12 protein-coding genes are annotated in these 23,712 nt (G+C 71.1%); 2 read left to right on the top strand and 10 right to left on the bottom strand.

All coding sequences use genetic code 11. The annotated features are described in order from the left end of the window. Positions 1-25 precede the first annotated feature (25 nt). Positions 26-1,024, top strand: a complete 999-nt coding sequence (locus tag ACIHAX_RS08475) for a Gfo/Idh/MocA family protein (RefSeq protein ID WP_379255809.1) — start codon at positions 26-28, stop codon at positions 1,022-1,024. On the opposite strand, the gene ACIHAX_RS08470 is transcribed toward ACIHAX_RS08475, so the two are convergent. The 5 genes from ACIHAX_RS08470 to ACIHAX_RS08450 form a co-directional block, all read right to left on the bottom strand. Continuing rightward, positions 1,007-2,251: a glycosyltransferase gene (locus ACIHAX_RS08470; protein WP_397276557.1), complete on the bottom strand. Its 1,245-nt coding sequence runs from the start codon at positions 2,249-2,251 to the stop codon at positions 1,007-1,009. The two genes, ACIHAX_RS08475 and ACIHAX_RS08470, sit on opposite strands and share 18 nt — an antisense overlap. Continuing rightward, positions 2,248-3,339 (bottom strand): esterase, encoded by a 1,092-nt coding sequence (locus ACIHAX_RS08465; RefSeq protein WP_364434903.1) that lies wholly within the window; start codon positions 3,337-3,339, stop codon positions 2,248-2,250. The genes ACIHAX_RS08470 and ACIHAX_RS08465 overlap by 4 nt, the downstream gene beginning before the upstream one ends. Beyond that, entirely contained in the window at positions 3,339-5,615 is a 2,277-nt protein-coding gene (locus ACIHAX_RS08460; RefSeq protein WP_364434906.1) for a thioester reductase domain-containing protein, read from the bottom strand. The genes ACIHAX_RS08465 and ACIHAX_RS08460 overlap by 1 nt, the downstream gene beginning before the upstream one ends. Further along, positions 5,612-15,595, bottom strand: coding sequence for an HAD-IIIC family phosphatase (locus tag ACIHAX_RS08455; protein WP_397276554.1), 9,984 nt, complete (start codon positions 15,593-15,595; stop codon positions 5,612-5,614). The genes ACIHAX_RS08460 and ACIHAX_RS08455 overlap by 4 nt, the downstream gene beginning before the upstream one ends. Before the next feature lie 88 nt (positions 15,596-15,683). Next, the gene (locus ACIHAX_RS08450) at positions 15,684-16,976 is read right to left on the bottom strand and encodes a glycosyltransferase (RefSeq protein WP_364434912.1); all 1,293 of its coding nucleotides are present in this window, start codon (positions 16,974-16,976) and stop codon (positions 15,684-15,686) included. A gap of 407 nt (positions 16,977-17,383) precedes the next feature. On the opposite strand from ACIHAX_RS08450, the gene ACIHAX_RS08445 reads away from it, so the two are divergent. After that, positions 17,384-18,124 (top strand): class I SAM-dependent methyltransferase, encoded by a 741-nt coding sequence (locus tag ACIHAX_RS08445; RefSeq protein WP_364434915.1) that lies wholly within the window; start codon positions 17,384-17,386, stop codon positions 18,122-18,124. 94 nt (positions 18,125-18,218) lie between these two features. On the opposite strand, the gene ACIHAX_RS08440 is transcribed toward ACIHAX_RS08445, so the two are convergent. The 5 genes from ACIHAX_RS08440 to ACIHAX_RS08420 are packed head-to-tail and all read right to left on the bottom strand — an operon-like array spanning position 18,219 to position 23,704. Beyond that, positions 18,219-19,790 (bottom strand): copper resistance protein CopC, encoded by a 1,572-nt coding sequence (locus tag ACIHAX_RS08440; protein ID WP_397276551.1) that lies wholly within the window; start codon positions 19,788-19,790, stop codon positions 18,219-18,221. Continuing rightward, on the bottom strand, positions 19,787-20,488 hold the full coding sequence (locus ACIHAX_RS08435) for a YcnI family protein (RefSeq protein WP_397276549.1): 702 nt from the start codon (positions 20,486-20,488) through the stop codon (positions 19,787-19,789). The genes ACIHAX_RS08440 and ACIHAX_RS08435 overlap by 4 nt, the downstream gene beginning before the upstream one ends. Further along, positions 20,485-21,909, bottom strand: coding sequence for a PLP-dependent cysteine synthase family protein (locus ACIHAX_RS08430; RefSeq protein WP_397276547.1), 1,425 nt, complete (start codon positions 21,907-21,909; stop codon positions 20,485-20,487). The genes ACIHAX_RS08435 and ACIHAX_RS08430 overlap by 4 nt, the downstream gene beginning before the upstream one ends. Next, positions 21,906-22,757, bottom strand: a complete 852-nt coding sequence (locus ACIHAX_RS08425; RefSeq protein WP_355080558.1) for an ABC transporter ATP-binding protein — start codon at positions 22,755-22,757, stop codon at positions 21,906-21,908. Before ACIHAX_RS08425 ends, ACIHAX_RS08430 begins: the two co-directional genes overlap by 4 nt. Beyond that, positions 22,751-23,704, bottom strand: coding sequence for an ABC transporter permease (locus tag ACIHAX_RS08420; protein WP_397276545.1), 954 nt, complete (start codon positions 23,702-23,704; stop codon positions 22,751-22,753). The genes ACIHAX_RS08425 and ACIHAX_RS08420 overlap by 7 nt, the downstream gene beginning before the upstream one ends. Between the last annotated feature and the right edge of the window lie 8 nt (positions 23,705-23,712).

Genomic DNA, 23,712 nt, shown 5'->3' with positions numbered 1-23,712 from the left:
CGGTCCCATTGCTACAGTCGCGCCCATGACGCAACCCGGACCGCCCCTGCGGATCGGCATCCTGGGCGCCGCACGCATCGCGCCCGCGGCTCTCGTGCGGCCCGCCGCGGCGAGCCCGGACGTGGTGGTCGCCGCCGTGGCCGCCCGCGAGCCCGGACGCGGACGCGCGTTCGCCAGGAAGCACGGCATCGCGCGGGTCTTCGACAGCTACGCCGCACTGATCGCCGCACCCGACATCGACGCGGTCTACAACCCGCTGCCCAACGGTCTGCACGGCCGGTGGACCAAGGAGGCGCTCGCGGCGGGCAAGCATGTGCTGTGCGAGAAGCCGTTCACCGCCAACGCCGCCGAGGCGCGGGAGATCGCGGCGCTGGCCGCGACGTCGGACCGGGTGGTCATGGAGGCGTTCCACTACCGCTACCACCCGATGACCAGGCGGGCCGAGGAGATCATCGCCTCCGGCGAACTCGGCGAGCTGGTGCGGGTGGACACCGCGATGTGCTTTCCGCTGCCGCGGTTCTCGGATATCCGCTACGACTACACCCTCGCAGGCGGGGCGCTGATGGACGCGGGCTGCTACGCGGTCCACATGGCGCGGGTCTTCGGCGGCGAGAATCCGGATGTCGTCGCGGCGACGGCGAAATTACGTGGCCAGGACATCGACCGCGCGATGAGCGCCGAGCTGCGCTTTCCTTCCGGTCACACCGGACGGCTGCGTTGCTCGATGTGGTCGTCGGACGTGCTGCGCATCGGTGCGCGAGTGGTGGGCGAACGCGGTGAACTGCGGTTGCTCAATCCGGTGGCGCCGCAGCTGCCGCGCAGGCTGTCGGTGCGTTCGGAGCGCGGCAGTCGCACCGAGCAGGTCTCGCGCCGCAGCACCTACGCCTATCAGCTCGACGCCTTCGTCGCGGCGGTGCGGCACGGCGAGCCGGTACTCACCGCGCCGGACGACGCGGTGGCGACGATGACGGTCATCGACGCGATCTACGCGGCCGCGGGTTTGCCGCTACGGCAACCGGCCTGACGCGGCGATCGCCTCGGTGTAGACCGCGACCAGGCGTTCGGTGAACCGGGACTGCAGCGTCCGATCCGCGTGCCGCGCCAGCACCTCGCGCATGGCGTCGAGCCGGTCCCGCTGCTGCGCCAGCAGGCGCAACGCCTCGGCGAGCGCGTCCGTCGAGGCGTCGCGCGCACGGAATTCGCCGCCTTCGGGGACGGTTTCGGTGACGTCGGGGTCGCAGTGCAGCACCGGAATCCCGGCCGCGACCGCTTCGAGCAGCACCATGCCCTGCGTGTCGCACCCGGCGGACGGGAACAGCAGCACGTCGTTGGCACGCATAGCCGTAAGGCACTCCGCCTGGCTCACTTCGCCGTGCAGCCGGACTCGCTCACGCAGGCCGGGCCGGTCGACGGCCGAGCGCAGGCGCGTTTCCAGCGCTCCCGCACCGTAGATGTCCAGGGTGCAGCCCTCGGCCAGGCGCACCGCCTCGACGGCGTCCAACGGTCGCTTCTCCGCGGAGAAGCGACCGCACCACAGCACCCGCAGCCGGTGACCCCGGTCGCGGGAACGCTCCGGGAGGGCGCGCACCAGATCGTCGTCGACTCCGTTGGACACCACGTGCAGCGGCCGATCCACCCCGTGAGCGGCCAACCGCTGCGCGAAATGCCGTGTCGGCACCACGACGTGGTCCGCGGCCTGTGCCTGCGCGACGAGCGGCCGCCAGGCGTGCCGCGCCGTTCGGCTTTCCGGCAGGCGCGGCAGCTCCTTGCGCAAGCCGACGAACCCGCCGTGCAGCACGCGCATGGTGAGGGCGGCGAGGTAGGGAAACGGCGAATTGCGCTCGATGAAGGAATCGTCGCGGCTGTGCATGGACTGGACGACGGGAAGTCCGTGCCTGCGCGCGGCGCGCAATCCGGCGATGCCCGCGCCGTAGGTGGTCTGCGCGTGCACGACGTCGAAACCGCGCTCGGCGAAGACCGTGTCGATGAGGCGCGCGTTCCTGCGGGTCGGCAGCGCCACCGGATACCCGTTCACGCTCATTCCGCCCGTGGTCGTGAGAACGACGATCCCGGAGTCCGGCGGTGTGGGCTCCGGCGGGGGAATGGTGAACACGGTGACGCGATGCCCGAGCCGCTCCAGCGCCGCGCGTTGTGCGCGCATCGACGTCTGGATGCCGCCGAGGGTGGCGGGGTGGAAATCCGCGAACATCGCGATGCGCAGCGAACGTCCGTCGCCCGGTGGCTCGCTCACGCCGTATCCCGCGTTCGGGGTGTGGAGCAGCCGTCGAGGAATTCGAGGATGTGCCCGTACACGTCGAGTGCGGAGCCGCGTCCGAGGAAGGTGTCGAGATGGCCGTAGGAAGGGATCTCGACGTAGCGGACATCCAGCCCGGGGTGCCGTGCGGTGAGCACGTCGTGGCACAGCTTGTTGGAGTCGAGCCAGACTTCGTTGCGGCTGCCCGACAACAGCAGGACCGGGCAATCGATCCGGTCGGCGTGGTCCAGCGCGTTCTCCGGTAGCACGCGGTAGCGGTCGTCGTTGTCGTTCCAGCGCTGCACGGCATGCGCCAGCTCCATCCGCCGCAACTGGGGCAGAACATGCACCGGGACCGGCCCGAACAGTTGCGCCAAGCGGTCGTGGGTGCGCGGATCGAGATGGTCGTGGACGAACAGCTCGGCACCCATGCCCCAGCCGCCGTGGACCATCCGGCAGGTGGGGTCTGTGCATTCCCCTTTCCGGGTGAGCAGCGCGTACAAAAGCGTTTTCCGCGACCACAGCCCGACTTTGCGGAAATCGGACTCGAGGTGATGGACGCGGGAGCCGAGCAGTTCGCCGCCGACGAGCACGCGCATCCGCACCGCGGCGCTCACTTTCGGAGTGAGGAACACGCCTTGGGCGACGACTCCGGCGAGGCCGGGCACCAGTCCCGCGGCCATGCTCATCGACAGCGCCAGGGCGCCGACGCAATGCGCGACCACGAACAACCGCCGGTCGCCGATGCGTCCGCGGATCTCCTCGACGGCTCCCGGCAGGTCGTAGAGCGCCACGTCGTCGAAGCTGAAACGCGGGCCTGCGGCGTTGTAGGGCAGCCGACAGCTGCCGCGCCAGTCCAGCAGCCACGGCTGGTATCCGGCGTCGACGAGAGCGTCGACGATCGTGCGGATCTCCGGCAGCAGGAACATCTCCGAGGACACGCCGTGGCCGTGGACCAACAGAACCGAGGGCCGCTCGGGATCGTCGACGACCACGCGCCGCAGGCCGAGCAGGGTCCCGTCGGCGGTGCGGAACGGGATCTCCTCCACGACCGGTGCGGCTCCGGGCCGGGTGGGGGTGAGCATCAGCGCGACTCCTTCGCGTTGCGGCGCAGATCCAGCAGTTCGGTGCCCACGCGCAGCGCCGGTTCCAGTAGGCCCTTGCCGAGCTGGGATCCGAACCAGCTCAGCCACAACAGTTTCGCGGTCCGCCGCTGGCGTTCGGACAGGCGTGGATCCACCTGGATGCCGTCGATTTGATCGTGCAGGTAGGTGTGCAGGGGGACCGCGACCTCGCCCGCGAGGCTCGCCGGTTGGTCCTCCCGGCCGAGTTCGACGGTCAACGTGCGTGCCTGCCGGATGATCGTGCGGCGCGCTTCGGCGTATTTGTAGCCCGACAGCCACCACGTCCCGCCATCGGCGTCGCGCAGCGACAGCCGGTAGTGCATCAGCGGGTGTTTCAGTCCGTGCCGCATCGGGATGCCGTCGTGCGGACGCACCGACGCCACACCGGATACCGTGAGCGGGCCGTCGTGCAGACGCGCGCACCGCAGCTCGCCCCCGACATCGACCGTGCGCCCGGCCACCAGCTGGTGGGTGCTCGCGATGGACAGCCGCAGGTTGAGCGTGCAGGAAGTGTCCGCCGCCGCGTCGACGGGCCCGATCGTGCCCACCAGGGTCTCCGCGAACCACAGATACGGTGGGTCCTCCGGCCGTGGCAGCCGTGCCAGGCCGGTGCCCGCGAGCATCTCCAGCGTTTTGTGTTGCGACCGGGCGCCGTAACGGACCGGTTGGGGCAGGTTGTGCGCGCGCAGGAAGGCGCGGGTGCGTTCGTCGGTCGCGGCCGGAACGGACGCCATCGTCTCCAGCGGATGACGCGCGGTAGGGCTGCCCAGCACCTGCGCCAGCGATTCCAGCTCCGGGACCGGCTCGGTGCGGATCCGCTCGACCACCTCGTCACACCAGGCGGCCCAGTGCCGCACCCGCATGTCCATGCCGATCGCCGCCGATTCACCCAGCATCTGCTCCAGCGTGGTCGGCGTGCCGGTGAGATGGTAGTTGTGGCCCCACGCCGTCGGCGCGCACACGATCGCCGCCGCGACCTTGCTCACCCAATCGACCGGGGCCACATGGAGATTGCGCAGCGCGGGGACGGTGCCGAACCGCGACAGCGCCGCGATGATGCCGCTGTTGAGGTCGCGCGGATTGTGCGCGCCGGTCTCGCGGTGCCCGCCGATTCCACCGGGGCGCAGCACCGTGACGACCAGTCCGTGTTCGCGGGCGCGCCGCAGGACGGCCTCGGCCGCCCATTTCGTCCGGTCGTAGCCGATCACGAGTTTGCCGATGTTCGCCACCGGATCGTCCTCGCCCATCGAGGCGATGCCGAGCTCGTTGAACACCGCGATGGAGGAGACGTGGTGCAACGGTTTCGGTCGTCCGGTTGCCGCCAGCCGGGCCAGGGTCAGCGGGCCGAGCACGTTGCCGCGGCGCAGCGACCGGTAGCCACGCAGGAAGTCGACCGCCGCGCCGACGTTGACGATCGCGTCGATCTCGTCCGCCAGCGCGGCCCACGCTTTCTCCGAGAGGCCGAGATTCGGTTCACGCAGGTCGCCCGGCAGCACTGTCACCCGCCTGCGCACCTCCGGCGACCACGGCAGCAGGAAACGCGTCAACGCCGCGGCCAGCCGGTCCACGGCGTCGGCGTCGTCGCGCGCGCGAACGAGGCAGACGACGTGGGCGTCACTGCCGCGCAACAGGTCCAGCAGCAGGTGGCTGCCGAGGAAGCCGGTGGCGCCGGTGAGCAGAACGCGGCGCGGCGCGACCCGCTCCGGCGGGTCCGTGAAGGGCAGCCGGTCGGCTCCGGCGACGTCGGCCATGAGCTGCGCGAGTTCGTCGTCCACGGTATCCGCCACCGGCGACGGCGTTTCGCGTTCGGTGGCTTCCGCTCGCGCGCCCAGCCAGCGCTGCGCCAGCCTGCGCGGCCGCGCGTCGGCGAACACGTCGTCCAACTCGAAGTGGACGTCGAGTTCCCTGGCGAGCGCCGCCACGAATCGCACCGCGGCGACGGATGTTCCGCCGCCGTCGAAGAAATCGGTGTCCGGCCCGAGAGGTTCGACGGTGAAGCGGTCGGCCACCTGGATGACCGCCGCCGTGAGCGAGTCGGTGTCCCACGCGCCGGGACGCGCGATCGCCGCCGTCGCGGTCGCCACGTCGCCGCCCGCGCGGGCCAGCAACGCGGACACGTCCAGACCGCCGCCGCGTTCGATCGCCTCGGCGAGGTCGCGCCGATCGGCTCGCTCGGCGGGCGGCGGGTACCCGCCGTTCGGACTGCGCACAGGAAACTCCTTGTCGGCCATGGTCATCGCGCCCAGGATCGGAACGTGCGCAGGCGATCCAGCGGCACGTCGACCTCGATTCGTTCGCTGTCGATGTCGCCGCCGCCGAGCGCGGCGGCCAACCGGCGGGCGGGCACGTTGCGCGCGGTGCGGTGCACGGTCATACGCACCGTCGCGCGGTCCAGCGCCGCCGCGCGGTCGGCCAGCCAGCCGAGCAGGCGTTCCTCGACGCCGCGGCCGAGGGCGCGGCAGCTGAGATGCCATCCGCGCACCCACAGCGCGGTCGCGTCGGTGTCCACCGCCAGCACGGCGATCGTCCCGTAGTCGCCGAACCGGTCGCGCGCCGCGGCGGTCCACACCTCGCCGTCCTCCCGCCAGCGGTCGACATCCTGGTCGGTGCTCGCGCCCAGCGCGAATTGGCTGGTGCGGCGGACCAGTTGGACCGCACGCGTCAAGCCGTGGTCCGACAGCGGCTCGACGGTCACCTCCAGATCCAGTTGGTCCAGGAACTGCGCGAAATCGACGTGCTCCCTGGCCAGGTCGCGTTCGCGCTCGTACCGGTAGAACTCCGCACGGCCGGCGTCCTCCGCGGTCACCGCCACCGGTGTCACCGGCCACAACCGGGTCAGGAACGCGGTCAGCTCCTCGATCGGGGGACAGGTCACCGCGAGCACTTCCGGCAGGCGGGAACGCATCTTCGCGATCTCGACCGGGTTGTCGTCCAGATAGACCACGTCCTCCAGCGCGAGGCCCAACGTTCGCGCCGCCGCCTCGAGCCGGTCGGTCTTGCTGTCCCACCCGGTGCAGACGAGGGTGAAATCGGTGGCGCGCAGCGGACTGTCCGGGCGGTCCAGCACCGCCTGGACGGAGTCCTCGTCGTTGTTGCTGATCAGCACCAGCAGCGTGCCCGCGGCGCGCCATTGCCGCAACCGCCGCGCCAGCGAGCGCCGCGGCGGATCGAAAGTGACCGCCGCGGGGCCGATCTCACCCACCACGCCACTCCACAGTGTGTCGTCGCCGTCCACGGCGATGACCTTCGGCGCGGGCAACAGGGCTGTGCGGGCGATGGCGGCGAGCGTCAGCGCCACCGCCGCCTGGAACTCCTCGGTGAACGGCAGGTGTGCCAGCGCGTCGGTCTGCGCGTCGAAGCGATGCGCCACCCGGTGGTCGCGAGTCCAGTCGGTTTCGGTGAGAACCGCGACGCCGGGAATCTCCCGTAGCCGCTCGGCGGTCAGCCGGTCCCACCGCGTTGGTCGCCCATCGGGTTCGGGCGACGGGAGGACGCCGACGATGATCGGAACGCGCGCGCGTTCGGCCGCTTCCCGGACGGCGGCGGGATACCGGGCGGCGAGTTCATCGAGATCGTCGTCGGTGAGCGGTCCGAATCGCTCCAGGTCCGCCGCGCGCAACAGCACGATGCCCAGGGCGGTCGACGGTTGGGCGAAGACCCCGGACGGGTCGCGCAGCCCGGCCGGCACGTGGTGGTACGGCGCCTCGAACACGGTCGGACCGTCGATGCCGTGAGCGTGTGCCGCCGCCCGATACAGATCCGGCAGCTTGCCCAGCGCGAACGTGGCCGCGAACGCGACGCCGCGCGGCGCCTCCGGACGCGCGGGGCGCGCCGGCAGCCCGGGACGCTCCACCACCTCCTCGAGCAGCGCGAGGTAGTCGCGCCCGAGCCGGGTGCAGCTCGCGTCATCGATGATGTCGGCGTTGTAGGTGAACCAGATGCGGTCCGCTCCGGAGAGCACCGCCACCATGAGGTCGAGATCGGAGTATCCGGTGCCCACCGGAATCAGGTCGGCGCGGTGCACCGGCGCATCGGCCCGCAGATAGTTGAAGTACACCTCGACCAGCGGCGCGTTGTCCCGATACAGGCCCTCCGCGGCGAGCGTGGCGAGCACGTCGGAGAAACCCGCTCCCGGCACCAGCAGGCGCCGCAGCCGGTCGCCGGTCCTGCGCAGTAGGTCGTCGATCGACTCGCCGGGCTCGACGGCCGCCGGATACGGCACGGGCACACCGAAGTAGCCGACCGCGGTCGGCGCGTCGGCGTGGATGCGGGTGTCCACCGGCACGGCGAGCGCGAAACGATCGGTGTCCTGCCGCCGGGCGAGCAGCACTGTCAGCGTGCCGAGGAACAACGCCGCGGGCGTGATACCCAGCTCCCGAGCGCGTCGCGCCGCCCGCTCGCGCAGCCCCGCGGGCAGCTCCAGCAGCACCTCGCCCGCACGATGGGTGCGCTGGGCAGGCCTGGGCCGGGCGAGGGTGAGTTCGAGGCGGCGGCATCCGGCGAATTCCGCGCGCCACTCGGCGTCGGGCTCGGCCTGCGGCGCCTGGGCGGCGAGCAGATCGTGCATGTCCTTGTTGGACAGCGTGTCCGGGAATTGGGCGCCGGACAACTCGGCGCCGATCTCTCCGGCGACCAGCACCATCGACTGGACATCGCACATACCGTGGTGGGCTCCGAAGACGAGCTCCTGCTCGCCGGAATCGGAACTCAGCAGTTCGAACCGCCACAGCGGCCCCTCCGCCAAGTCGAACGGCTCGCGCATCAGCTCGCGGAACCGGACGCGCGTGACGGCGTGATCGAGCCGATCGACGGCCGACGAGCGCAACAGCGGCCCGCCCGGTCGGGACCGCACCTGCAACCGGGTGCCGTGCTCGTCGCTGGGCACGATCACCGTGCGCAACGCCGCGTGCCGCGCGGCGAGGCGATCGAGAATCGCGTCCAGTTCGGCGTGTTCCACCGTCCTGGGCAAGCGCATGGCCAGCCCGCCGGTCTGGGCGACGCTCGGAATGCCTTGCTGGGCCGTGCGCAGCAGCCGCATCAGATCGCGGGTGACGGGCAGCGTGACGACCTCGGGGACGTCCTGGTCGTCCGGGCGCGCGGCGGGCTCGCCCGTCTGCGTGCGCGCCGCCTCGCCGACGAGATATTCCGCCAGCGCGGCGGGACTGCGACCGGCGAAGATCTCGCTCAGCGGCACCAGGATGCCGGTGTCGTCGCGCAACCGGTTGCGCAGTTCCACCGCCATCAGCGAGTCCATGCCCAGCCCCTGGAACGACCGGTCCGCCGTAATGGCCTCCGCACCGGAGTGCCCGAGCACGTCGGCGGCCCGGCGCGCCACCACGTCGATCGCGATCGCGGTCGCCTCGCCGGGCGGCAATCCACGCAGCCGCTCGGCGAACCGGGACCGCACCGACGGGTCGGCGGCGTCGCGGTGCACGACCGTTCGGCGCGAGGGCGGACGGATCGCCCCGCGCAGCAGCAGCGGAACATACGGTGCGCGCCGCATCGCGTCGGCATCGATCCGCAGCGGCGCCAGCACCGGCTCGTTCCGTCGCAACGCCGCGTCGAAGGCGGCCAAGCCGTCACGCGCGCCGAGCGGGCGCACGCCGGAGCGTTCCATGCGCCGGATGTCGGCCGCCGCCATCACCTCGTGCATGTCCAGGCTCCACGGACCCCACGCCAGCGACCGCGCGGGCAGGCCTCGGGCGACGCGATGGGTGGCGAGGGCATCGAGGTAGGCGTTGGCGGCGGCGTAGTTCGCCTGCCCGGGATTGCCGAGAAGGCCCGCGACCGAGGAGAACAGCACGAAGCACGACAGGTCCATGCCCGAGGTCAGCTCGTGCAGGTGATACGCCGCGTCGACCTTCGGCCGCAGCACCGCTTCGAGACGTTCGGGCGTCAGCGAGCCCAGCGTGCCGTCGTCGAGCACCATCGCGGCATGCACGACGCCGCTGAGTGTGCGTCCGCGCAGCATTTCGGCCAGCGCGGCACGGTCGGCCACATCGCAGCGGGCGAAGACCACGTCAGCGCCGAGGCCGGTGAGCTCGGCGCGCAGGTCCTCCGCGCCGGGGCCGTCGGCGCCGCGGCGGCTGGCGAGCAACAGCTTCGTGACCCCGTGCGCCCGCACCAGATGCCGCGCCAGCAGCGAGCCGAGCCGCCCCGGCGCTCCGGTGACGAGTACGAAACCGTCGCCGAAATCGGGGGCGGCACCACCGGACACCGGAGGACGCACCAGACGCGGCGCGAACAGGACGCCGTCACGCACCAGCGCCTGTGCCGCACCGGAGGCGAGCACCGTCGCGACGTCGACCTCGGCGTCATCACTGTCGACCAGCACGATGCGGTCGGGGTTCTCCGACTGCGCTGTGCGGGCCAGGCCCCAGACCGCCGCTCCCGCAGTGTTTTCGATGTCCTCGCCGGGCAGCGCCATCGCCCCGCGGGTGCGTACCACGATGGTCGCCGCCGCGAGTCGCGGATCGTCCAGTGCCGCCTGCAGTCCTGCGAGCGCGCGCCGCACCGCCGTGTGCACCGTATCGATCGAATCGCCTCGAGCGGCTTCGATGATCACCGCGTCCGGCGCGGGCTCGTGCGGACCGAGCCGCGACCAGGCGACGGCGGTGACCGGCCGCGGCGTCATCGGCGTCGGAAGCGCCGCCCACTCCGGCCGGAACAAGGTGCGGTGCGCGGTGGACAACGCGCTGTCGAGCAGCTGCGCCTCGGGTGCGGGCCGAAGGAGCAGCGACCGTATCGACACGACCGGTTGTCCGGTGTGATCGTCGGCCATGACCCGCACCCCGCCGGAGTCGTCGAGCGAGATCCGGACCCGCAACGCCGTCGCGCCGGAGGCATGCAAGCGCACGCCGGTCCAGGCGAACGGCAGCAGCGCCGAACCACTCTCGTCCGCGCCCAGCAGCAGCGCCGCGTGCAGCGCGGAGTCGAGCAACGCGGGATGGATCTCGAAGCGTGCGGCATCGCCGTGGGCGTGCTCCGGGAGCGCCACGTCGGCGAAGACGTCCCCGCCGCGCCGCCACGCCGCGCGCACCGACCGGAACAGCGGCCCGTAGCGATGCCCGCGATCGGACAGTCGCGCGTACATGTCCTCGACGTCGACGGCCGTCGCCCCGGCCGGAGGCCACCGGTCGGCATCGAGGCCGCCGGAATCGGTCTCGTCCGTCGCCGCCAGAATCCCGCGGGCGTGCAATGTCCACGAGGTGTCGAGATCGCGTTCGAGTCGCGAGTGGATCGAGACGGGTCGGCAACCGTCGGCGTCGGCGTCGGCGACCACCACCTGGATCTGCACCGCGGCCTCCTCGGTGAGCACCACCGGGGCGTGCAGCACGAGTTCGCGCACGTTTCCGGTGTCCACCTCGTCACCGGCGCGGATGGCGAGTTCGACCAGAGCGGTGCCGGGCAGGACGACCGCGGCGGGCGCGGCATGCTCGGCCAGCCACGGATGGGTCCGCAGGGAGATCCGGCCGGTCAGCGTCACACCGCCGGAATCCGGTTGCGGCACAACAGCGCCCACGAAAGGATGGCTCGCGGACCGCAAACCCAGCGCCGCGGCGTCCTCGGACACCGATTCGGTCCAGAACCGCCGCCGGTCGAAAGCATAGGTCGGCAGGTCGACGCGGCCGTGCGCGGGCGTGAGGCGGGTCCAGTCGAGGTCGTGGCCGGCCACCCACAGCACGGCCAGGGCGCGGGCCAGACTGCGCGGACCGTCCTGGTCACGCACCAGCGAGCCGACCGCGACGACCTCGTGACCGGTGTCCTCCGCGACGGCTCGCACCGCCGTGGTCAGCAGTGGATGCACGCCGAGTTCGACGAAATACCGGTATCCGTCGCCGATCATCCGCTCGATCGTGCTCGCGAACCGGACCGGTTCCCGCGCATTGCGGTACCAGTAGTCGCTGTCGGCGGGGTCGGTCATCCGCCCGCCCAGCACCGTCGAGTACCAGGGAACGACCGGCGCGGCGGCGGCCGCCCCGGCGAGTTCGTCGAGCAGTTGCCGCCGGATGGGCTCCAGCAGAGCGGAATGCCCGGCCAGCGCGGGTCCCGCGGCCAGCATCCGCACGTCGACCTGTTCGTCCTCCAGTTCGCGCACGAGCGCCTCGACCGCCTCGCGCGCTCCCGCCACGACCGTGGAGCGGGGGATGTTGATCGCCGCGATCGATACCGCTGTGTCCGACGCCAGCCGTTCTTCGAGTCGCTGTGCGGGCAGGCCGATCATCGCCATCGCGCCCTGCTCGGTGATGCCGGCCATCAGGCGGCTGCGTGTCACGACGACGTGGGCGGCTTCGTCGAGGCTCAGCGCACCGGAGACGTAGGCCGCGGCGATCTCGCCCTGGCTGTGGCCGATCACGGCATCCGGTATGACGCCCGCGTCCCGCCAGGTGGCCGCCAGCGCCGCCATCGTGGCGAACAGCAGCGGTTGCACGAGGGTGAAGTCGCCCAGTTGCGCCGCGGTGAGACCGAACAGCGCGGTCGCCAGCGACCATCCGGTGCGGTGCCGGAACGCTTCGTCGCAGCGCGCGAACTCGGCGCGGAACACTTCGGAGCGAGCCAGCATGTCACGTGCCATCCCGGCCCACTGCACGCCCTGCCCGGGGAAGACGAATGCCGTCTTGCCCGCGGTGAGCGCCGCGTCCGCGCCCACGACCACATCGGGCGCCGCTCGGTGCTCGACCAGATCGGCGAGTGCGGAGAGCATTCCGCCCCGCTCGCCCGCCACGACGACGGCCCGCCATTCGAACGGCGTGCGGTGCAGAGCCAGCGAGCGGGACACGGGTGCGGGATCGAGTGTGGGATCTTCGGTGAGGTGATCGAGCAGGCGTCGGGCTTGACCGTGCAGCGAGACCCGGTTGCGTGCCGAGATCGGCAGCAGCGCGATCCCGCGATCGCCCGGCTCGTCGTCGAACGGGCCGGACTCGTCGTCGACGGCGGGCGCTTCTTCGAGAATCAGGTGGGCGTTGGTGCCGCTGAGCCCGAACGCGCTCACTCCGGCGCGGCGGGGCCGGTCGCCTCTCGGCCACGGCGCCGAATCGGTCCGCACGGCCAAACCGCTACCGTCCCAATCGATCTGCGACGTCGGCGGCCCGTCATGGGCCATCCCCGGTATCCGCTCGTGTTGCAGCCCGAGTACCAGTTTGACGACGCCGCCGATGCCGGCCGCCGCTTGGGTATGGCCCACATTGGATTTCAGCGAACCCACGCCGAGCGGGCGTTCGGGCTCCCGGTCGGGACCGAAGACGCGCGCCAAGGCGCGTGCTTCGATCGGATCGCCGAGGGCGGTGCCGGTGCCGTGCGCCTCCACGTAGTCCAGATCCGCGGGCCTCAGCCCGGCGGCGCGCAACGCCGCCTTGACGACCTGCTCCTGCGCGAATCCGTTGGGCGCGCTGATACCTTGGCTGCGCCCGTCCTGGTTGACCGCGGAGCCGCGGACCACGGCCAGCACCCGGTCGCCGTCGCGCCGGGCGTCGTCGAGCCGCTTCAGCAGCACCAGACCGGCGCCCTCGGCCCACACCGTGCCGTCCGCGCCCGCCGAGAACGGCGCGCACCGTCCCGACGGCGACAGCACACCGAGTTTGCACAGCTCCACGTGCGCGGTCGGTCCCATCAGCAGCGTCGCGCCGCCGGCCAGGGCCAGATCGCATTCGCCCGCGCGCAGCGCCTGCGCGGCCAGATGCATGGCGACGATCGATGAGGAACAGGCCGTGTCGAGGGTGACGGCGGGTCCGTGGAAACCCAGCGTGTACGCGACCCGCCCGGAGGCCACACTCGGGGAGAGCCCGGTGCCGACCTGCCCGTTCAACTGGCTCGGAGCGGGGTCGGCGAGATAACCGGTGCTGTACACCCCGAAGTACACCCCGGTCGTGCTGCCCTGCAGCTGTCTGGGGTCGCGGCCGGACCGTTCGATCGCCTCCCAGCTCAGCTCCAGCATGAGCCGCTGCTGCGGGTCCATCACCGCCGCCTCGCGCGGGCCGATGCCGAAGAACGCGGCGTCGAACTGGTCGACCTGGGTGAGGTAGCCGCCGCGGAAGGTGTAGGCCTTGCCTTCCGCCGCCGGATCCGGGTCGTAGAGCCCGTCGACGCTCCAGCGTCCTGGCGGCACCTCCGACAGACCGTCGCGTCCGTCGTCCAGCAGGCGCCACAGCGCTTCCGGATCGTCGGCGCCGCCGGGAAACCGGCAGGCCATCGCGATGATCGCGATGGCGTCGTCGCTGCGCTCCTGCTGCGGAACGGGCGCGTCCTCGGTTGCGGTATCGTGCAGCGCCGCCACGACTTGCGCGATGGTCGGGTGCTCGAAGAACAGGTTGGTGTCCAGACTCCGCCCGACCCGGTCGGAGAGCTCCACGACGAGTTCCACCAGATCCGCTGAGCCGAGACCGAATTCGACCAGCGGCCGATGCACGTCGATGCGCGCCGGATCGAGGTAGGCCAGCCGGGCGATGATCTCCACCAGCCAGCTCCGCATCTCCTCGGCGCCGAGGACCTCGCCTCGCGGTGCGCCCGGCGGTGCACCGACCTCGTCGAGTTCGCCGCGGACAGGGGACACCGGCGCGAACTCGTCGTCGAGATACGCCGCGCGGCAGGCTTGTCGCTGAACTTTGCCGCTGCTGGTCTTGAGCAGGGCGCCGGGCCGGATCAGGACCACCGATCGCAGCGTCAGCGCGTGTTCCGCGCCGATCGCCGCGCGGATCGCTGCTTCGGCGTCGGCGAGCTCGGCGGGATCCTCGGTGCGCACTTCGGCGACCACCACGGGCAGCTCTCCGTCGATGCCCCCGTCCACCGAGAACGCCGCGACGCACCCAGGGCGGACGGCCTCGTGCGCGGACTCGACCGTCGACTCCAAGTCCTGCGGGTAGTGGTTCTTGCCGTCGATGATCAGCACATCTTTGCGCCGGCCCGTGACGAACAGCTCACCGCCGGAGAAGAATCCGAGATCGCCGGTGCGCAGGTAAGCGCGATCGTCATCGTCCAACCCGGCATGGAAGGTCTCGGCGGTAGCCGTCTCGTTGCCCAGATACCCTGCGGCGACACTGGTTCCGGTCACCCAGATCTCGCCCTCGACGCCGTCGGCGCACGCGGTGTGCCGGTCGGGATCCACGATGACGATCGACAGCCCTTCGGCCGGGCGCCCCACACCGACCAGCTCGGACCGGCCGGGCGGCAGGATCACCGTCGGCGGCGCGCCGAGCCGCGCGGCGCTGACGATGAGCGTGGCCTCGGCCAAGCCGTAGACCGGCTGGAACGACTCCGCCCGGAATCCCGTACTCGCGAAGGTGTCGGCGAACCGGCGCACCGTGGCCGGACGCACCGTCTCCGCACCGTTGAACGCCACTCTCCAGCAGCTCAAGTCGAGGCGGTCGATCTGTTCGGAAGTCATGCGGCGCAGGCACAGCTCGTAGCCGAAATTGGGGCCGCCGCTGGTGTGCGCGCCGAACGCGGAGACCGCTTGTGGCCAGCGCTCGGGGCGCTGCAGAAAATCCTTGGGCGACAACAGCACCGCGTTCGCGCCGACGAACATCGTCTGCAACACGGGGGCGATGAGCCCCATATCGTGATACATCGGCAGCCAGCTGACGAACAGCGCGTCGGTGAGCGAAGCCAGCAGATCCGGCGTATGGCCCAGTGCCGTGGCGATGGCGCGTTCGTTGTGCAGCAGGTTCGCGTGGGTGACCACGACGCCGCGCGGCGCGCTCGTCGAACCCGAGGTGTACTGCAGGAAGGCGACCGAGTCCGGCCCGACGGCGGGCCTGCGCCACAAGGCCGCCGCGTCGTCGGGGATCTCGTCGGTCGCCAGCCAGGACGGCTCGCCCAGTTCGGGCAGGTGCTCGATCGGCGCGGTGGCGTCGGCGCGGACCTGGGCGGTGGTGAGCACCGCGTCCACGCCGGCATCGGCGACAAGGTGCCGCAACCGCCGCAGGGAGCGGGGGTCCAGCTGCGGCAGCGGGGCGGGCACGGCGACGACGTTCGCGGCCAGACAGCCGAAAAAGCTTGTGATGAAATCCAATCCGGACGGGTACAGCAGCAGAGCCCGGCGGATGCCGCGATCCTGCAACGCGGCGGCGATCGCCCGCGCCCGGGCAGACACCCCGGCATAGGTGATGTCGTCGAGGGGGCCGTCGGCGTCGCCGGTGCGCAAGAAGCGGTACGCGGTCGCGGCGGGCACGGTCTCGCCGCGGGTGAGCAGGATATCGAGGAACGAACGGTAATCGGTCATGCGGTACAACCTTCGGAACTCGACGGTCACGGTTGTCGTGCGCTCGCCGGTCGCCGCCGCGATCGGTCCGCGGCGGCCGACCGGCAGCTCATGGTCGGGGGGTCGCGGCGGCGAGTTTCTCGACGGCGTCGACCGCCGCGGGCACGCCGTTCTCCTTCGCGGCCGTGTGGCCGACCTCTGCCGCTCGCTGCCGCACCTGGGGCGTCAAGACCTGCGCCAACGCGCGATGCAGACGATCGGTGGTGATCGTGCGATACGGGAAGGTCGCTCCGATGCCGAGCGCGGCGATGCGCCAGCCGTAGAAGAATTGATCGCTGTGCACCGGGATCACCACGGCCGGGATCCCCGCTCGCACCACGTCATGGGTGTTGCCGCTGCCGCCGTGGTGCACCACCGCGGCGCACCGCGGCAGGACGCGGTCGTAGTCGAACGAATCGATGATCAGCAGGCTGCGGTCGGCGCTGAACCCTTTCGGGAATCCCTCGCCTTTCACCGTGACGAGTGCCCGTGCGCCCAAGCGCGCGCAGACCGTCGCGATCATCTCGCGGCATTCCACCGGATCCAGCACGGGCATTCCGGTCATGCAGAAATAGATGGGCGGTGACCCTTCGCCCAGCCACGCGTCGAGCTCCGGATCGATGACCGCTTCGCCCCAGGCGTCACGCAGCGGCTGCGGCAGAACGGAAGCGCCCACGATCGTCGCGCGGTCCGGCCAATCGTGCGGCTTGGGCAACAGCATCGGGCTCACCATGTGGACCAGCGGTATCCGCTCCGCACGCAGGCGCCGGAAAGGATTGCGCGGCCTGCCGGGCAGGCCCATGTGACGGCGCAATTGCCGGTCGACCTTGCGATACAGGAACGTATAGGACCATTCGAACAGGCTGTAGCTCGCCCGTGACAGCGTGCGCGACGAGGTCATGTTCTTCGCCATGAACGACGACGGGAACTCATCGGTGCGTTCGAGCGGATAGGGCAGGCAGCCCAGTACCGGCGTCCCGGTCTTCTCGCGGAACTCCATCGCCCACGGCAGCGTCGACGCGCAGGCGACGACGACGTCCGCGGACGTGCAGGCGCGCAGGAGTACCTCGTGCATCGCGACACCGCGCTCACCTTCGATGATCCGCACCGTGTCGAGCATGATGCGCACGAACGGCAGCGTCTTGCCGGAGGCCAGCGCCCGCTTGGCCGCGGTCGTCTCGAGCAGTTCCGCGGCGTCGAAGGGGATCACATGGGGTTCGAAGCCCGCGTTGCGCACGATCTGCGCTTGATTGCGGGTGGCGGTGATGTCCACCTCGTGACCGCGGGCGCGAAATTCCTGCGCCAACGCGAGATATGGTTGATGATCGCCCCGGGTACCTGCGGGCAACAAGGCCACACGCATACTATCGACTTCCGCTCGTGCACTGGGCTCGTCCGGCCGAATCCCACGAATCGGCCGACATCTGGTTCGTTGTCGGGGTCCGCCTCCCGCGGACGTCCGCTCGCTCGACAGAGTTCGGAACGGTACTCGGCCCCCCGCCGTTCTCAACGGGCCGATTGCCTGTCTGCAGAATCGAGAGTTGGTCCTTTCGTTCGAACGATGAGCCGACGGACCGCGCCGAACCCGGCGTGGTCGGTTCCGCGAAACCGGCGCAGGCCAGTATCCCGGCTCGACCGGGCGTCGTCCAGACTAGGCGCGGACCGGGGTGCGTTCTTCTCAGTGCTGGGAGGTAGCGGCCCGGGAACCCACGGCCGAGCCGACCGGAAAACAAGGGGCGTCAAGCGGATCCGGCGCGCTACGGTGCCCGGATGCGCGATACCGACGATTACTTCGGCGAGCAGGTCGCGGCCAGCTATGACGAGTCCTCGGCCGCGATGTTCGAGCCGGGCGTCGTCGACCCGGCGGTGACCTTTTTGGCAGAGTCGGCCGAAGATGGCCCGGCCTTGGAATTCGGCATCGGAACGGGGCGGATCGCCTTGCCGCTCGCCGCGCGCGGAGTTCCCGTGCACGGCATCGATACGTCACCCGCGATGCTCGCCCGGTTGCGTGCCAAGGCCGGCGGCGACGAGATCGCCGTGACCGTCGGAGATTTCGCGTCTACGAAGCTGACGTCACGATTCTCGCTGGTCTACCTGGTGTTCAACACGATCATGAACGTGACCACCCAGGCGGGTCAGGTCGCCTGCTTCCGCAACGCGGCGGCCCACCTCCGACCCGGCGGCCGCTTTGTCGTCGAAGTCATGATGCCCGGACTGCGCGGGCTGGCGCCCGGCCGCAACACGGTGCTGTCTCGGACCGGATCGTCGAAATGGGCCTACGACGAGTACGACATCGCCACGCAGACGATGAGTTCGAACTACATCGAGGTCGTCGAGGGACGCGGCAGTTACCGATCGATTCCGTTCCGCTACGTGTGGCCCGCGGAATTGGACCTGATGGCCGAGATCGCCGGCCTGCGGCTGGATGCGCGGTGGGACGGGTGGACACGCGAACCGTTCACCAGCGAGAGCCGCGGACACGTCTCCGTCTGGCAGAAGCCCGGCGGCTGAGCCCGGCGCTGCGGGTTGCGTCGTCGTCCGGGGCGACGTGTCCTCGCCGTTCGTGAGTCGAACGCGCGGAACGCGCTGGGGCGTACCGATCCCGTCACCACACGCGATAAGGCACGGTGGCGGTATAGCCGGTGGTGCGGTCCAGGAGGACGGTCAACCGCAACTGCCAATAGCCGGGGAGGGCAACGCGCACCGGTTGGGAAACGAAATAGTGCGGGCCCAGTTCGACGGGCTCGATCCGTCGGAAGGGAACGTCGATGGGGCCCGAGGCATCGCCGGTACGGGTCAGTCGGCCGGTGACGGCGGAGGCGTCGATCGGAGTTCCGCTCGCGTCGCGCAGGTGGACGGTCAGCTCTTGTTCGCCCGCACCGGCGCCGTCGACGGTGACCTCGGCTCGTGCCCGGCCGAGGTCGGCGGTCACCGTGATCCGCGGGTCGTAGGCGTCCCTGGCCGGTGTCGTGCCCGCGAGGACGCCGGTCACCACCAGAACGGCCGCCAGAAGGACGAATTCGAGGGGCAGCGCCGAGTGCGGAACGCGGCCGCGAACGATTCGTCGCGCGGCGAGCACCACACCGGCCGCGGCGAGCACCAGCGCCGATTTGAGCAGCAGGAGCCGACCCCACGACGTCGTCCACAGTGCCGCGAGCGGGTCGACCGAGCGGAGGCTCTGATAGACGCCGGTCAGCGCGAGCGCGGTGACGGCGGCGATCGCGACGCGGCCGAAGCGCGGGAGCAGGGCGGATCGGTCGGGCCGCCGCCGGACCGCGAGGGCCAGCACGACGGCACCCACCCACAACGCCATCGCGAGCACATGGACCGCGGTGGAGAACAACGCGGCGGGTCGGTCTCCCCCTGCCAGGGCGTGGCCCGACGCCGCCGTCGCCACGACGATCACCGCTCCCGCGACGGCGATCACTTTCGGTCGCGACCGACCGGCCGCGAGCCCGGCACCGCCGACAGCGCGCACCACGGCCGCCACACCCGGCGAGGATGTGAGAGCCTGCGCCCACACCTGTGGATCGGCCCAGCCGTCGGGGCCGGTGAGGCGAGCCGGTGTCATGGCGAGCGCGAGCAGCGAGACGGCGACGACGGTGGCCGACCCGATCCCGGTCAGTTGCGCGACCAGCGCCGTCCTGGTCCCCGCACGCCACACCAGCAACGTCACCCCGGGGACGCCGACCGCGAGCACCACACCGAGATATCCGACGGCGGTGAGCATCCTGGCTACGCCGTCGGCGGTGACCGCGATCGGATCACGAGGTGGATCGCCGAGGGTCAGGTCGGGCGGCACCCGGATACCGAACACACTGGAACCGCTGACCGTGTGACCGTCCGCGGACAGCACCACCCAGCTCAGCAGGTACGTCCCAGTGGGCAGCTCGGGCCGCACTCCGACCACGACGGCACGGCCGCCGTCGGCGGCCGACACCGCCTCGGTGTCGACCCGGCGGCCGTCCTTGTCGGAGACAGTGACACCGGCGCCCGCCGCCGTCACCGGTTCGTCGAAACGCACCGTCACCCGCGTCGGAGCGTCCGGGATGGTCGCACCGTACGCGGGGTCGGTGGCGACGAGCACGGCATGCGCCGACGCGACCGCCGACGGAGCCAGTAATACGGCCGCGACCGCGGACAGCCCGGCCAGCAGTACGCGTGCCAGGACGGTCACCGGCTGCGCGCGCCGCGCACGAACGGCGCCGCCGCCAGAGCCAGCGCGCCGAGCGCCGCCACCAGCGCGATCCAATCGACCCATCCACCGGAATCCGAATTCTGCCCCGCTACAGGCGATTGCGCGGACGCCGCCGCGGTGGCGCCGGGCGCCTGGTGCCCGCTGTGGCCGGATTCGGCGCTCAGACGCACCACAGGAGCCGGTTTGTCGGGCCGTGTCCCGTCGGTGCTGCGTTCGATCCAGGAGACCACGGTGCCGTCGCTGTAGGTCTGGATCGCGGGCAGCGCGAGTTCCCGGACATCCGGCAGCGGACCGAGCAGCAGCCGGAATTCCCCGAATTCCCCCGGCCGCACGGCGGACCCGGGTTGCGCGGTGAACGTCACCGACGACACAGCCGAGGTCACCGTCGCGCCGTGCCCGTTGTCGATCGGCGCGGGTAGCGTGGTGCGGCGCGTCGACACATCCCATCCGGGTGTCGTGGCGGTGCGTACGACGGCGAGCGGATGGTCCAGAGGCAGGCCGACTTCCAGCCGCACGGTGCCCGCCGTCTCGGATTCCGTGGGAACCCGCAGCGTGACCACGCTGTACCCGCCGGGGGCCGCGTCCGGTGCGCCGGCCGTGACGTGCGCGGCCGCGATTCCCGGTCCGGCGCACAGCCCGGCCAGCACCATCGCGGCCGTGGCGGCGAGACGTCTCACTGCGAACCTCCCTGTCGTTCTCCGAGTTCCCGCGCCGCGGCCGTGATGCGCGCGGCGTCGACGAGCGTGATGGCCCGCCCTTCGTGCGCCACCACGACCGGCCCGGAATGGCCGGAGATCCGGGCGGCGGCGCGGGTCAGCGGTTCCGTGGTGCCCGCCACCGGCAGCGGCGGTGCCAGATGAGCGATGACGGGGTCGTCGTCCGGCGCACCGGCCAGCGTCGTCGCGACCGCCGCGCCGAGGATTTCCGGTACCACGACCGGTCCGGCCTCGTCGCGCAGCAACAGCACCGGAAGTGCGGGTGCCGCGCCGAGCAGCGTTCGAGCGTGGGCGACGGTCGCATCCGACGGGATGGTGCGCGGACTTCCGGCGACCTCGCCCACCACATCGGCCACCGTCGGTCCGGTCACTCGGTCGCGCAGCGCGAAGCCGAAACGGCCGAGCCACTGGTCGTCGAAATATTTGGTGAGATAGGAGCGACCGGAGTCCGGGGCGATGACGACCACCACGTCGTCCGACCGCAGTGTCCGCGCGACCCGCAGGGCGGCGGCGATCGCGGTTCCCGACGATCCGCCCAGCAACAGCCCCTCCTCGCGGGCGAGGCGATGCAGCACCTCCAGCGCCTCCGGGTCACCGATCCGCTCGATGTGATCCACGACGGCGGGGTGATACGAGGTGGGCCACTGGTCGTCCTCGGTGTCGGGATGCCGGTAGTGTCCGACGGATTCGACGTACCAGGCACGACCGTCGCCGCCGCCGTAGACGGAGGTCTCCGGGTCGGCGCCGATCACGCGGACCGCGCCCCCGGACACCTCTTTGAGGTACTCGCCCGCGCCGGTGACGGTGCCGCCGGTACCAACGCCCGCGACGTAGTGGGTGATTCGCCCGCCGGTCTGGGCCCAGATCTCCGGACCCGTCGTCCGGTGATGCGCCGCCGGATTCGCGGGATTGTCGTACTGCCCGGCGAACCACGCGCCCGGGATCTCGGCGGCCAGCCGGGTCGCGACCGTGCGCACGTGCTCCGGATGATCGGCCGGCCGCCCGCCCGGGGTCACCCGCACCTGTGCGCCGTAGGCGCGCAGCAGCGCGAGCTTCTCCTGGCTGGTCTTGTCCGGCACCACCACGATCGTGCGGTAGCCGCGTGTCGCGGCGATGGCGGTCAACGCGATGCCGGTGTTGCCGGAGGTCGCCTCCACGACCGTGCCGCCGGGCCGCAGCTCACCGGAGGCCTCGGCGGCGTCGATCATCGACCGCGCGGCGCGATCTTTCACGCTGCCCAGCGGATTGAGGTACTCGAGTTTGACGTATACCGTCGCGGTGATCCCCTCGGTGACCCGGTTCAGCCGGACCAGCGGGGTATTGCCGATCGCGTCGGTGACGGAGTCGAAGACCCCGCTCGTGCGCGGGTGAATTGCGGTCATGCGACGGCCCTGCCTGTCTCGCCGAGCAGCCGCAGGATCTCGCCCCGCAGCCGCAGATATTCCGGATCATCATGCGTGCGGGGCCGGGCCAGTGCGATCGGCACGTCCCGCACCACCTTCCCGGGCCGGGCGGAGAAGACCACGACCCGGTCCGCCAGCCGCAACGCCTCGTCGACGTCGTGGGTGACCAGCACGGCGGTGAACCCGTCCTCCTGCCACAGCCGGACGATCTCGGTCTGCAGCGTGGCGCGGGTGAGCGCGTCGAGCTTGCCGAGCGGCTCGTCGAGCAGAAACAGCCGCGGCCGGTTCACCAGCGCCCGCGCCAACGCCACCCGCTGCGCCATCCCGCCGGACAGCTGCGCCGGATACGTGTCCCGGAAACCGTCGAGACCGACCAGTGCGAGGGCTTCGGCCACCCGGGTCCGGTCCTCGGCCAGGGTGCCGCGAGCCTGCGGTCCGAGCGCGACATTCTGCTCCACGGTCCGCCACGGGAACAATGTCGGATCCTGGAACATCAACGCCCGGTGCGGATCCGGGCCCTCGATCGGCGCACCGTCGGCGCGCAGCACGCCCCGCGACGGCCGCTCGAGTCCCGCGAGCAATCGCAACAAAGTCGACTTGCCGCACCCCGACGGCCCGAGCAACGCGACGAACTGCCCCGCTTCGATCCGCAGGGACACGTCGGTGAGCACCCGCAGCCGGCCCAGTTGCTGGGCGCGGGTCGGTTCGGGTGCGGGCCGCCCGAGCAGGCGCTCGACGACGTTGCGCGGGCGTGCGCCCGCCACCGCGAATTGATGTGAGACCGCATCGATCTCGACCGCGCTGCCGCGTGCCGCGCCGCTCACCATCGCACCAGATCCTTCTCCCAGGCCAGCACGCGGTTGCGGACACGGAACAGCAGCAGCATGAGCGTGCGGCACACCACCACCATGATCACGATCGCCGCGTACATCCGCGGATAGGCCGCCCACCCCTTGGTCCACTGGATGTACCAGCCCAGACCGTTCTTCACGCCGAGCAACTCCGCGACGGCCAGCGCGGCCAGCGAAGCGCCCAGACCCATGAACAGTCCGGTGAAGATGCTCGGCAGAGCGCCGGGCACCGCGACCCGCCAGACGAGGAAATGCTTGGACGCCCCGAGGGTCTGCGCGACATCGAAGTAGCCACGCGCGACCCCCGCGATGCCCGCGCGGGTGAGCACCGCCACCGGGAACCACACACCGAACGCGACCATGAAGATGCTGCCGCTGTAAGTGGTGGGGAACAGCACCAGCACCACCGGCAGCAGCGTGCCCGCCGGCACCGGGCCGACGGTCTGCAGCACCGGATTACCCCAGTAGGCAGCGAGTTTCGACCAGCCGAGAGCGATGCCGGTGCTCAGGCCCGCGACCGCGCCGATGACGAACCCGACCGCCAGCAGCAGCAGCGAGTGCCACGTGCTCGACGCGAGCAGTCCCGCGTCGCTGTAGAACACCAGCAGCATCTGCTGCGGCGACGCGAAATGCGGTGGTTGCAGCCACCCGGTCTTGGCGGTGGCGAATTCCCAGAACAGCGCCCAGACGCCGAGCACCGCGATCCACGGTGTCCAGTACCGCAGCCGCAGGGTGGCCGCGCGGTCGCGGTAGGCGTAGGCCGCCCACACCGTGAGCGCCGCCGTCCAGGCGGTGAACAGCACTCCGGCCGCCAGCGGCGCCGCGACGTCCAGTCCGTCCGGGACCGCGAGCGTCACCACCGCGGTCAGAGCCCACACCGCCCAGGCGAGCGCGAAGCCGAGCGTCGGCGGATAACGTGTCACCGCGGTTC

Source organism: Nocardia sp. NPDC051929 (assembly GCF_044548645.1).
Lineage (GTDB): Bacteria > Actinomycetota > Actinomycetes > Mycobacteriales > Mycobacteriaceae > Nocardia > Nocardia sichangensis.
This window is presented reverse-complemented; position numbering and strand designations above follow the sequence as displayed.